General features: G+C 65.8%; 13 protein-coding genes. 1 reads left to right on the top strand and 12 read right to left on the bottom strand.

What is annotated here, in order from left to right; genetic code table 11:
- Positions 1-1455: a LysM peptidoglycan-binding domain-containing M23 family metallopeptidase gene (locus QX041_RS11205; RefSeq protein ID WP_316165323.1), complete on the bottom strand. Its 1455-nt coding sequence runs from the start codon at positions 1453-1455 to the stop codon at positions 1-3.
- A gap of 107 nt (positions 1456-1562) precedes the next feature.
- Positions 1563-2210 (bottom strand): protein-L-isoaspartate(D-aspartate) O-methyltransferase, encoded by a 648-nt coding sequence (locus QX041_RS11200; RefSeq protein WP_316165449.1) that lies wholly within the window; start codon positions 2208-2210, stop codon positions 1563-1565.
- A gap of 267 nt (positions 2211-2477) precedes the next feature.
- Between QX041_RS11200 and QX041_RS11195 the strand changes: the two genes are divergently transcribed.
- On the top strand, positions 2478-2861 hold the full coding sequence (locus QX041_RS11195) for a response regulator (protein WP_315711720.1): 384 nt from the start codon (positions 2478-2480) through the stop codon (positions 2859-2861).
- Positions 2862-2869: 8 nt separating this feature from the next.
- Here QX041_RS11195 and surE read toward each other — a convergent pair whose 3' ends face one another.
- From surE to QX041_RS11145, 10 genes are all read right to left on the bottom strand, one after another.
- Positions 2870-3637, bottom strand: coding sequence for a 5'/3'-nucleotidase SurE (gene surE / locus QX041_RS11190; RefSeq protein ID WP_315711718.1), 768 nt, complete (start codon positions 3635-3637; stop codon positions 2870-2872).
- A 96-nt stretch (positions 3638-3733) separates the two neighbouring features.
- Entirely contained in the window at positions 3734-4084 is a 351-nt protein-coding gene (locus tag QX041_RS11185) for a hypothetical protein (protein ID WP_316165321.1), read from the bottom strand.
- Positions 4085-4186: 102 nt separating this feature from the next.
- Complete coding sequence (serS, locus tag QX041_RS11180) at positions 4187-5518, bottom strand: serine--tRNA ligase (protein WP_316165319.1); 1332 nt, start codon at positions 5516-5518, stop codon at positions 4187-4189.
- A gap of 126 nt (positions 5519-5644) precedes the next feature.
- Positions 5645-6460, bottom strand: coding sequence for a twin-arginine translocase subunit TatC (gene tatC, locus QX041_RS11175; RefSeq protein WP_315827526.1), 816 nt, complete (start codon positions 6458-6460; stop codon positions 5645-5647).
- Complete coding sequence (gene tatB / locus QX041_RS11170) at positions 6457-6984, bottom strand: Sec-independent protein translocase protein TatB (RefSeq protein ID WP_316165318.1); 528 nt, start codon at positions 6982-6984, stop codon at positions 6457-6459. The genes tatC and tatB overlap by 4 nt, the downstream gene beginning before the upstream one ends.
- 112 nt (positions 6985-7096) lie before the next feature.
- The gene (locus QX041_RS11165) at positions 7097-7330 is read right to left on the bottom strand and encodes a twin-arginine translocase TatA/TatE family subunit (RefSeq protein ID WP_006614346.1); all 234 of its coding nucleotides are present in this window, start codon (positions 7328-7330) and stop codon (positions 7097-7099) included.
- 276 nt (positions 7331-7606) lie between these two features.
- Entirely contained in the window at positions 7607-8704 is a 1098-nt protein-coding gene (gene scpB, locus QX041_RS11160) for an SMC-Scp complex subunit ScpB (RefSeq protein ID WP_316165316.1), read from the bottom strand.
- Positions 8705-8723: 19 nt separating this feature from the next.
- Positions 8724-9563: a ScpA family protein gene (locus QX041_RS11155; protein ID WP_315711705.1), complete on the bottom strand. Its 840-nt coding sequence runs from the start codon at positions 9561-9563 to the stop codon at positions 8724-8726.
- Positions 9560-10588: a beta-N-acetylhexosaminidase gene (gene nagZ / locus QX041_RS11150; protein WP_316165314.1), complete on the bottom strand. Its 1029-nt coding sequence runs from the start codon at positions 10586-10588 to the stop codon at positions 9560-9562. The genes QX041_RS11155 and nagZ overlap by 4 nt, the downstream gene beginning before the upstream one ends.
- 42 nt (positions 10589-10630) lie before the next feature.
- Positions 10631-12181, bottom strand: coding sequence for an SPOR domain-containing protein (locus tag QX041_RS11145; protein WP_315750999.1), 1551 nt, complete (start codon positions 12179-12181; stop codon positions 10631-10633).
- Between the last annotated feature and the right edge of the window lie 59 nt (positions 12182-12240).

Here is a 12240-nt window from a genome sequence, read left to right as displayed (position 1 = left end):
TCACGCCCCGTTGAGGAATTGCAGCGGGTCAACCGGAGACGATCCCTTGCGGATCTCGAAGTGGAGCTGCGGCGATCCGACTTCTCCCGATTGACCCGACTTGGCAATGACCTGGCCGCGCTTGATCGGATCACCGCGCTTCACCATCAGCTCACTCGCATGGGCATATGCGGTGACATAGCCGTTGGAATGCCGCACCAGGACCAGATTGCCATAACCCTTCAATTCATTGCCGGCGTAAGCGACGACGCCATCTTCGGCCGCCTTCACCGGGGTGCCCTCGGGCACGGCGATGTTGATGCCATCGTTGGACTTGCCGTTGGTCTTGGCGCCGTAGCTGGTGATCACCTTGCCGCGCGCCGGCCAGCGGAAGGTCGGTAGCGAGCTGGTGGTCTCGGCGGGCCGTGCCGGCTCCTCCTCCTTCTCGGGCGCCGGATTGGCCTGGGCCAGGCGGGCGGTCTGGACCGGACCGGCGGCCGTCGCGACCCGCGTTGTCGGCGCTGGCGCCGGCACGGTCGCAACCGCCTGGGGAACGGTTGCGACCGGAGCCACCGGCGCAGCTGCCGCCACGGCCCTGCCAGGGACGGTCAGCCTGGTCCCGAGCTTGAGCGGCGAAGCCTGATCGAGATTGTTGGCGCGGGCGAGCTCAGCCACCGTCAGATGATTCTGGCGGGCGATGCTGGCGAGTGTCTCGCCGCGGTTGACGAAATGGACGGTGGACGGTGTGGCGGCCGCCACCGGCTTCGGCGCGACCATTGGCGCCGCGGCAACGGGCTGGGCCGCGGGCGCAGCCGCCACCGCGCCAGGATGCGGAATGATCAGCTGCTGGCCTGGCGACAATGCGCGCGGCCCCTTGTAGCCGTTGGCAGCCAGGATCTCAGCCGGCGTCACGCGGTAGCGCTTGGCGAGGATGTCGAGCGTATCGCTGGTGCCGACGATGATCTTGGTGCCACTGGCAGGACGCGCGGCCGCGACCGAACGCGGCGGCACGGTGCCGGTGGTCTCGAGGCGCGGCTGGGCCGGCGGAGCATAGGAATGCGCGGGCTGTGCATAGGCCGGGGGTGCGGCGACGGCGGGCGCCGCGACGGGGACCGCAGCGGGTGGCGCATAGGACGCGACGCCGCGCCCGCCCGACGACATGCCTCCGGCGCCGCCACCAGTCGGATAGGATTGCGGAGCCCCGACCGCCGGGGGCGGCAGCGCCGAGGACGAATAGGCAGGCGCCGGCGCGGGAGCCGGCGTGTAGGACTGGCTGTATTGCTGGTGCTGCCGGGGCGGCTGCGCCTGCACCGACCCGGTGGAATCGGATGCAAAGGGGTTTGAAAACGGATTTTGCGTCTGCGACAGCCGCGTCGACATGTCGGCGCTGCAGCCGGCGACGCCGAACGACATCAGCGCCAACGCCGCAACTTGCGGCAGGCGGCGCGAGCGAAGCAACTCGACAGTGGCGGGCATGGTTACTCACTCGTACGCAACAAACAACGAATTCGAGTAAACACAGCCGCGGTAAATAAGCGCTTAAGCCGCGAATAAAGCGTTGTGCGGCCTGCTGATCCGCACGTTTAAAGTTCGCGCGCAATCCCCGGAATTGCCGGCACAAATCGCACGTCGACGAGCTCCTTTCGGTCGAAACGATCACCCGTTCGCGTGATCCTGACGAGCGTCTGCACCCCGTGTTGCGGCCCGACCGGCGCGATCAGGATACCGTCCGGCTCCAGCCGGTCGAGCAGGCTCTGGGGAATCTCGTCCATCGCCGCCGTTACGATGATGCGGTCGAATTGGCCGCCCCCCGGCGATAGAGCGTAGCCATCGCCGAGCATGACCTCGACATTGAAGCAGCCGAGCTTCTCCAACCGCTCCCTGGCCTTGTCGGCCAATGTCCGGAAGCGCTCCACCGTCAGAACGTTGGTGGCCAGCCTGGACAGAATCGCGGCCTGGTATCCTGACCCCGTCCCGATTTCGAGTACACGATGGGACTTCTGCAGCTTGAGCTGCTCGGTCATGTAGGCGACGACGAAGGGCTGGCTGATGGTCTGCCCACAGGCGATCGCCATCGCGCTGTCACGATAGGCCTCCGGGCGGTCGGCCGGCAGAACGAACTCCTCCCGCGGCACCTCTTCCATCGCACGCAACACCGCCTGATCGCTGATCCCCCGCCGACGCAGGGTCAGCTGAAACATCATTTTCTCGGGAGGAGCAGCTGGGGGCATCGGGATGTTGGTTGGTGGGCTCGTGCGCAATTTACCTGCCGGGCGAGGGTTGCGCACCGATTTTCCGCACACCCGTCGCAACCGGATGCACCGTCATGGTCCCGACGACGGACCGCGTTCCGCACAAGGAACCAAGTCGGGTCCGGTTCGTTCACCTTATGGGCGATCGTGCCCACGCCGCACGACCGTGAAAGACGACATTGTTGACGTTGCGCCATAAGCCGTTATTTGCGAGCGTCAAATCGGGTATGGGCAAGGACTGACATCATGACTGCACCGCGGCCGCCGCGCGGCTCTGTGTTTTTGGTTGAAGACGAAGTCATGATCCGAATGATGGTCGCCGACATGCTGGAAGAGCTCGGCTACACCGTCGCGGCCGAAGCCGGCGAAATCGGCGAAGCGATGCGGCTGGCCGAGAGCACCTATTTCGACGTCGCCATTCTCGACGTCAACGTCAACGGCAAGGTCATCTCGCCGGTGGCCGATCTCATCAAGGCGCGCAACCGTCCCTTCATCTTCGCAACCGGCTACGGCTCGTCGGGGTTGCCGGAAGAATATCGCGACCGGCCGGCCCTGCAGAAGCCATTCCAGCTCGAGACGCTCGGAAAGGCGATCGACCATGCCCTGCGTGGCGCTGGGCCACAGGGGTAGAAGGCGCTTCAGCCGAGAATGTCGCTGAGCTTGCCGGAGAACGCCTCGTCCGTGCGATCCAGGCGAAGCGGGGTCACTGATACGTAGCGCGCCGCGAGAGCTGCGAGGTCCGTCCCCTCGTCGGGCACATCGAGCGAGGCAGCCCGGTCGAAGCCAATCCAGAAATAGGGGTTGCCGCGGCCGTCGCGCCGCTCATCGACTTTCAAGAAGCCCAGATTGCGCTTGCCCTGGCGGGTGACCACGACGCCCCTGACCTCTTCCGGTGCACAGGCGGGGAAGTTGACGTTGATCACTGTATTCCTCGGCACGCCGGCTTCGAGCACCTTGCGCACGATCTGCGGGCCGAATTTGAGCGCGGTGTCCCAAGACGGCTTGTCACGCGTTGCGACGCTGAATTCCTGCGACAGGGCAAACGACGGCAGACCGAGAATGGTGCCTTCGAGCGCGCCGGCGATGGTGCCCGAATAGACCACGTCCTCGGCAACGTTGCGGCCCTTGTTGACGCCAGACAGCACCACGTCGGGCAGCTTCGCCCCCAGGATATGACGGGATCCCATGATGACGCAGTCGGTCGGCGTGCCGCGCACCGCGAAATGCCGCGGGCCGACCTCACGCAGCCGCAGGGGGTCATTGAGCGAGAGGGAATGGGACACGCCGCTCTGGTCCAGTTCGGGAGCCACGATCCAGACGTCGTCGGACAGGGCGCGTCCGATCTCCTCGATCACCTTGAGACCCGGCGCATGGATTCCGTCGTCATTGGTGCAGAGAATCCGCATGGCCAACCTTCCGTCCCTTCGAAAGCATCGTTCGGGGGGTGTCTTATCTGCTGTGCAGCATCGAGGCAAACCTGAGCGCGCAGCGGCACCACCCGGTCAATGCCGGATCCGCCACTGCGGCAGGAACCTGGCGAGCTGCCCTCGTGTGCCCAGCCTCAACGGTAGGCTGGATGCGCCGGGCGCCTGCTGGACAGCAGGCGCCGGCACCGCTGACGGCTCCGTCCGCGGCACTGCCGCAAACCGGACCCGCGCGACACTCAACGCCTTCTCGAAGTCGACGGGGTTGAACCAAGCCTGATCGCGCAGCGAGTCGTGCAGGCCCTCGTCCCAGACCCTTGAGGATTCGATATCGAATGCTCCCTTCAGGCGCTGATCGACCGCCTGGATGCCGGAGCCGGTGACGGCCCATTGCCGCCCGATCCAGAAAATATCCCGATGCAGAGCCATGATGCCGGTATCTGAAAAGCAATTGCTGAACAGAACCGAGGATACGACCCGCCGGCGCGCACGCAATGGCGGCGACCTGAGCGGATGCAATTTGCCGCGGCGCTATGGCTCCGCGGTCACCACCTTGAGGCCGCCCATATAGGGCTGCAGCACATCGGGGACGGCGATCGAGCCGTCGGCCTGCTGATAGGTCTCCATGACCGCGATCAGCGCACGGCCGACAGCCGTGCCCGAACCGTTCAACGTGTGCACGAAGCGCGGCTTGCCATCGCTTCCGCGATAGCGTGCATCCATGCGGCGCGCCTGGAAGTCGCCGCACACCGAACAGCTGGAGATCTCGCGGAAAGCGCCGCCATCGCCCTGCCCGGGCATCCAGACCTCGATGTCGTAGGTCTTCTGCGAGGAGAAGCCCATGTCGCCGGTGCACAGCGTGATGACGCGATAGTGCAGATCGAGCCGGCGCAGCACTTCCTCGGCGCAGGCCAGCATGCGCTCGTGCTCGTCCTTGCTGGTCTCCGGCGTCGTGATCGAGACCAGCTCGACCTTGGTGAACTGATGCTGACGGATCATGCCGCGGGTGTCGCGGCCGGCCGCGCCCGCCTCGGCGCGAAAGCACGGCGTCAGCGCCGTGAGCCGCATCGGCAACTCCTTCTCGTCAACGATGGACTCGCGCACCAGATTGGTCAGGGCCACCTCGGCAGTTGGAATGAGACCGAGCCGCTCGGTCTTGAGGCGATCATCCGGCTCTGCAATCAGCTCGCCCTTCACGGCCCAGAACTGGTCGTCCTCGAATTTCGGCAATTGGCCGGTACCGAACATGACGTCGTTGCGTACCAGCAGCGGCGGATTGATCTCGGTGTAGCCGTGCTCATTGGTATGAAGATCGAGCATGAACTGCCCGAGCGCGCGCTCGAGCCGCGCCAAGCCTCTCTTCAGCACGACGAAGCGCGCGCCCGACAGCTTCGCAGCCGATTCGAAGTCCATGGTGCCAAGAGCCGCACCGAGATCATCATGCGGCTTCGGCGCGAAGGCGTAGTTGCGCCGGGCGCCGAACATGTGGCGCTCGACATTGTCGTGCTCGTCCTTGCCGTCCGGCACCTCGTCGAGCGGCAAATTGGGAATCGCCGAGAGCTCGCGCGCCAGCTCCTCATCCGCCTGCTTCGCGGCTGCCTCCAGCTCCGGCATGGTGGTCTTGAGCTTGGCGACCTCCTCCATCAGCGCCGATGCGCGCGCGTCATCCTTGGCCTTCTTGGCCTCGCCGATCTCCTTGGAGGCGGCGTTGCGCCGGGCCTGGGCCTGCTCGGAGGCCAGGATCGCCGCGCGCCGCCGCTCGTCGATGGCGAGCAGATGCGACGACAGCGGTGCCAGACCCCGGCGCGTCAGCGCCACATCGAAACCTTGCGGATTGTCACGGATCGATCTGATGTCGTGCATGGTCGTTCGGTCCTGGGAACGAAGAGTATCGGCGAGTCGCCTGGGCTCGCGGGCCGGCCTGCACTACCGCGAATGGCGCCGGATGGGAACAGGCAACGCCCTGGGATGTCCCCGAGCGCAACCGTTCTATTCGGACGGGTCGGCCGGGAGATTCCCCGAGCCGGACGACGAGCCGGACTTGGCCGCAGCCGCCTGCTTCTCGACGATGCCGACCGCGATGATCGCGCCCTCGTAGAGCGCCAGCAGCGGCAGCGCCAGGGAGGCCTGGCTGAGCACGTCCGGCGGCGTCAGCACGGCCGCGATGATGAAGGCGATCACGATGAAATAGCGCCGCTTCTCCTTCAGCATCTGCGAGGTGACGATGCCGATGCGGCCGAGCAGGGTCAGGATGACCGGGAGCTGGAACGCGATGCCGAAGGCGAAGATCAGCGACATCATCAGCGACAGATATTCACCGACCTTGGGCATCAGCGCGATTTGCGCCGTCTCGGGGCCGCCGAGCTGCTGCATGCCCAGTGAGAAGCGCACGATCATCGGCCACACCGCAAAATAGACCAGCATGGCGCCGAGGACGAAGAAGACGGGGGTCGCTATCAAGTAGGGTAGGAAAGCATTGCGTTCGTGGCGATACAGCCCCGGCGCCACGAACTTGTAGATCTGCGTCGCGATGATCGGGAACGAGATGAAACCAGCGCCGAACATCGCGAGCTTCAACTGCGTGATGAAATATTCGAGCAGCTGGGTGTAGATGAACTTGCTGTTCTCGGCACCTGCGACCCAGACGAACGGCAGCACCAGGATGTTGTAGATCTGCTTGGCGAAAAAGAAGCAGAAGATGAAGGCCACGCCGAAGCCGATCAGCGCCTTGATCAGCCGCGACCGCAGCTCGATCAAGTGGTCCATCAACGGGGCCTTGCTGGCCTCGATATCTTCGACGGTCATGACGCTTTGGCGTCCTTCGGGCGGTCAGCTTCTGCTGACGCAGACATTTCAGGCTGTGGCTCGGGTTTGATTTCACGGACGATCGCCAGCGGCTCGCCCACGGATTGATGGACTTCAGCCTCTGCGAAGGTCTCGGCCACTGGAGGCTCGGGGGTGGTCGGGGTCATCACAGGAGGCTCGGGCGAAGCAACAGCGACATCCGATGCGGGCGCCGACTCGGCGGGCTTGTCGATCCCCTCGATATCGAGAGCCTTGTCGACGTCGCGCTGCAACGAGGAGATCACGCCGGTCGGGGTGAAACCGCTGGCCGCCTCGCGGACCTCATCGAAACTCTTCTTGAGGTCGGCCATCTCCGCTTCGCGCATCGCCTCCTGGAACTGGCCCTGGAACTCCGAGGCCATCCGGCGCGCCTTGCCGATCCATTGCCCGACCATGCGCAGGACGCCCGGAAGCTCCTTGGGACCGATCGCGATCAACGCGACGACCCCAATGACGAGCAGCTCACTCCAGCCGATATCGAACATGAAACAATCCGCCTACGCGACGACGCCTCTGATCCCGCCTGCCCGGGCCTGTCTGAACAGGTCCCTGTGCCGTCCCTGCGGGAGCGCGCCGCCCGCGCCTTTCACGCGCAGATCAAACGGCTTTGCTGCCGACATCCGTGCGGGTGGCCGAAGGCGTGGCGCCGTGATCGATCGACTTGACGGGCTCGGTCTTCTCCGGCGCCTTGTCGTCGTCCTGCATGCCCTTCTTGAACGCCTTGATGCCCTGCGCGACGTCGCCCATCAGATCGGAAATCTTGCCGCGCCCGAACAACAGCAGGACGACCGCGATCACGACGATCCAGTGCCAAATGCTAAGCGAACCCATCCTGCAACCCTCCAAACACCGGCGCAGCCTTCACCCGACTGCCCGTCGACGCTACCGCCGAAACCGCGTCATATCCATGGACTTGACCGCGACACTTCGCTTCTAGCATTCGATTGCGAAACATCAACACGAACGCGGCGCACCAGCCGAAAACGGCCCGCGGACAGCCCGATCTGGCCGGAAGGTAGGCGCCAACGCCCCCAAAAACAAGCACTTAAGGTCCGACAATTCGCGGCCGGACCTACGTAATAACGCGAGTGTTAACAGCCCTGGCCGCTAGCTTTGGCGCGGCGAGCCGTCGTCGTCGGTATCGCGGTCGTGCGCGTCATCGGCCGCGTCGATCTCCTCATCCGCCGCGTCGACCTCGGCCTCGGCCTCTGCCTCGTCGTCTGCCTGAGCGTCAGCGTCGGCAGACAGCTCGACGAGCTCGATAACGGCCTCGTCGTCCGGCCCGACCTCGATCTGCTCGACGGCCAAGTCCACCTCGGTGATCTCGGTTTCCGCATCGGCGCCCGGCAGTTCCAGATCGCCAACGGCGACCTGCGACGAGGTGTCGTCCCGAACGGCGGCCTCAGCGGTCGCCATCTGGCCTTCGGCGACCTCGGCCGCAGCCGTGTCGGCTGCGACCGTTTCCATCTCGGCCGTTTCGTCTTCCGCGGCTTCGGCCTCGCCAGGCTCGGCCTCCACCGCCGGCGCAAGCGCCAGGTCGAGATCGCCGGGATCCAGCGGCTCCTCGTCCTCCCGCAGCGTCGGATCGTCCGATGGCGTCGGGACGGTGAAGCCGGTCGGCAGCCGGGAATCCAGCAGGCCGGTTCCCTTCAGCTCTTCCAGGCCAGGCAGATCGCCCAGGGTCTCCAGGCTGAACTGAGCCAGGAACGCATCGGTGGTTCCGAAGGTCAACGGACGGCCCGGCGTCTTGCGGCGCCCCCGCGGCTTGATCCAGCCGGTCTCCAGCAGAACGTCCAGCGTTCCCTTGGAGGTGACGACGCCGCGGATCTCTTCGATCTCGGCACGCGTCACCGGCTGGTGATAGGCAACGATGGCCAGAACTTCGATCGCCGCGCGCGACAGCTTGCGCGTCTCGGTGCTCTCGCGCGTCATCAGCCAGGCGAGGTCGCCGGCGGTACGGAAGGTCCACTTGTTGGCGACGCGCACGAGATTGACGCCGCGATTGGCGTACTCCGCCTGCAGCTGCGCCAGTGCGGCCTTGATGTCGACACCTTCAGGCATACGCTTGGCGAGCGCAGCCTGCTCAAGCGGCTCGGCCGAGGCAAACAGGAGAGCCTCGAGGATGCGCAACTCTTCGGGGCGCGCTACAGGCTCGATCGCGATCTCGTCGGGCTCTTCCATGCGCAGTTCCGCCAAGCTTGCCATGGCAGGGTCTCCTTGTTCGTTACTCAACCGTCAAGTCCGGCGCAGCCATGGCGCCGGGCTGGATCGGTGGACGCTTACGAAAGTACAGCGGCGCGAACGCCTGCTTCTGGTTCAGCTCGAGCTTGCCTTCGCGAACCAGCTCGAGGACGGCCGCAAAGCTCGATGCGAAGACGGTGGCCTTCTGTGCAGGCTCGACGACGTAGTCCAGCAGGTAGTCGTCGAGACATCCCCAATCGTCCGAGACCTCGGTCATGCCGACCAGACGCTCAAGCGTGGCGCGGGCCTCGGCAAGCGACCAGACCGTGCGCTTGGCCATATGAACGGACGTGACGACGCGCGACTGCCGCTGGATGGCATAGGCCGACAGCAGGTCGAACAGGGTCGCGGTGAACTTGGGACGACGAACCTCCGCTATGGCCTCCGGGTTGCCGCGCGGGAACACGTCACGCTGGAACTGGGGCCGGTTCATCAGGCGATTGGCGGCTTCGCGGATCGCCTCCAGCCGGCGCAGCCGGTTGGCAAGTGCCGTGGCCATCTCCTCGGCGCTCGGACCTTCCTGCGCTGGCGGCTCGGGCAACAGGAGACGCGACTTCAGAAAAGCGAGCCAGGCCGCCATCACGAGATAGTCGGCGGCGAGCTCCAGCCGGATCTTGCGGGCAGCCTCGATGAACTGGAGATATTGGTCGGCGAGCGCCAGGATGGAGATCTTGGCAAGGTCGACCTTCTGCTGCCGCGCCAGCGCGAGCAGCAGGTCGAGCGGACCCTCGTAGCCCTCGACGTCGACGACCAACGCCGGTTCGGCCTCGGCCAGCTCCGTCGTGGGACGGCCGGTTTCAAACGACAGAATTTCAGCGGTCATGCGCTAGCGGATCCCAGCCGGTTGATCAAGGCGTCGAGCTCGCCGCGCGCGGCGTCACGATCGAAGCCTGTGGGTGCCTTGCGCGCCGCAAGCGCGCGATCGGCGCGGATCAGAGCCTGCCCTTCAAGCTCCGGCGTCTCGGCGGCCACGGCCTGCATCTCGTCGAGCTTGCCGTTGCAATGCAGAACCATGTCGCAGCCAGCCGCTACGATCGCACGCGTGCGCTCGGCGATCGATCCGGCCAACGCGTTCATGGAAACGTCATCACTCATCAACAAACCCTGGAACCCGATCCGTTTGCGAATCACCCGTTCGATCATTGTCGCAGAAGTCGTGGCCGGATGGGCGGCGTCGATCGCGCTAAACACAACATGTGCAGTCATCGCCATCGGGAGGTCGGCCAGCAGCCTGAACGCGGCGAAATCGGTTGCGTCGAGCTCCGCTTCTGGCGCATCCACGGTCGGCAACCGGAAATGGGTGTCGGCGGTGGCCCGACCATGCCCCGGAATGTGCTTCAGCACCGGCAGCACGCCGCCCTGCTCCAGCCCCTCCGTCACCGCCCGGGCGATCGCCGCCACCTTTTCTGGCGTCGTGCCATAGGCTCGATCCCCGATCACGGCATCGGCGCCGGCGACAGGGACGTCGGCGAGCGGCAGGCAATCCACGGTGATGCCGAGCGCGACCAGGTCGTCGGCGATCAGGCGCGCGCTGAGCCAGGCGGCACGGAGGCCCGCGGCCGAATCAAGGTCGTAGAGACGGTCGAACACCACGCCGGCGGGATAGGCCGGCCAATGCGGCGGCCCCAGCCGCTGCACCCGGCCACCCTCTTGGTCGATCAGGACCGGAGCGTCGGCGCGGCCGACGCAGGCTCTTAATTCCTCAACCAGCGCAGTCACTTGGGCGGGCGACTGGACGTTGCGTTTGAACAGGATGAAGCCCCAGGGCCTGGAATCGCCGATGAACGCGCGCTCAGCGTCGGTGAGATCAGGCCCGGAGATGCCGGTAATGAAAGCCCGCATGGTCATGCGGGCCGCATAGACCCCGCCTCGGGGGCGGTCAAGCAGGCCTTAATTGTTGCTAAACGGGAAACACTGTCCGCCGGCAGTTTTCAACGATCCGCACATCTTGTTGGCCTCTTCCTTCGTCGCGAAGGGCCCGACGGCTGCGCGGTACCTGACGCCGCCCTTCTCACCCAGATCCATCCGCTTGATGATCGGCTCATATTTGCCCAGCACGGCGCCGTACTTGTCCTGCACCGCCTTGTAGGACGACATCGCCTCCGCCTCGCTGGCCTGCGACGAGATCGAGACCAAGTAGCCGCCGGTACGATCAGTCTGGGTCTGCTCGGTGACCGGCACGGCCGCGGCGATGCGCGCCGGTGCGGCCGGCTGCGGTGTCAGCGGCATCGGGCTGTCGTTGGCGGCCGACGCATTGGCGTTGGCCGGCGATTTGCGGCCCTTCGGCGTCGCCGCCGGCTTGGTTGCAGGCGTCGCCGGCATCGGCGGATCGGCCGCAGCAGCCTGATTGCCCCCCGTCACGGACAGCGTCTTGATCGGACGCGGATCACTGTTGGGCAAAATGCCGTTGGCGTTGGCCATCTGCGACATCGGGGCCGCCCCGGCGCTGACCGGCGGCGGAGCCGCATTCTGGTTCATCTGCGGGAACACCACGCGCGGATTGCCGCCGCGGGCGTTCAGATCCATCGGCGTCTCCTCGCGGGACACCAGCTTCTCGCCGCCGTCATTGCCGAGCAGACGATCCGGCACCTTCGGCGTCGGATCCTGCTGGGCCATGATCTTGGTCGGACTGTTGTCGGCGCGAATGATCGGCGGCTCGCCGGTACGGCCGGACGAGATGTAGGTCTTGTAGCCGTAGGCGCCGCCGGTGCCGACCACCGCAAGGGTCAGCACCGCGAGCACGGTGCTCATGCCGCTGCGCCGCCGCGGCCGCTCCTCTTCCTCGCCCTCGTCGTAACCGTCCTGATAGCCGTATTGGCCATCCTGGAAATCGTTGTCGCCCTGAAACCCCTGCTGTCCCGAGCCCATCTGCCCGAACAGCGCATCGTCATAGCGCGAGGAGTCCGGCTCGTTGTCGTCGAAGCCGTTGTCGCGGTTGTAGTCGCGGTCATTCTCGGCGAACCCGTGGCGCGATTCCCCGACGCTGTAGTCGAGCTTGGACAACTGATCGGCGAACTCCGCGTTCGGATAACCCTGCTGCTGCCGGGGAGCGGGCGCGGGCGCGAAATCCTGGTCCGGGAAACCCGGCTGGCCGCGCGGATCCTGATAGCCCGCCGGAAAGGCCGGCGGTGCAGGCGCCGGCTGCGGCGGCTCGCGGCCGATGTCGGCGAAGGGGTTGGCGGCGGCAGGCTGGGCACGTTGCATCCAGGCCGGAGCGCCGGCCGGAGGCATGCCGGGAACCGGCTGTTCCGGCGCGGGAGCCGCGGGGCGCGCCATCGGACGCGGTTGAGATTGCGGAGTTGCCCGGCCCGAGGCGGCAAAAGGATCGTTCTGCCCGATCAGGCGAGCGAGTTCGGCGAGCGGATCGGCATCGGCCTGCTGGTTTCCACCACGGCCAAAACCATCAGCGGGAAAGGGTCTGTCCTGGTAACGATCAGCCATCGTGATGAAGCGTCCCTGCGGGTGAGCCGCATATGCGTCCTAAGGCGGACCCTGCCAGA

This window comes from Bradyrhizobium sp. SZCCHNRI2009 (genome assembly GCF_032485115.1).
GTDB lineage: Bacteria > Pseudomonadota > Alphaproteobacteria > Rhizobiales > Xanthobacteraceae > Bradyrhizobium.
The sequence above is the reverse complement of the archived record's forward strand: the minus strand, read 5'-3'. Positions and strand labels throughout refer to the sequence as shown.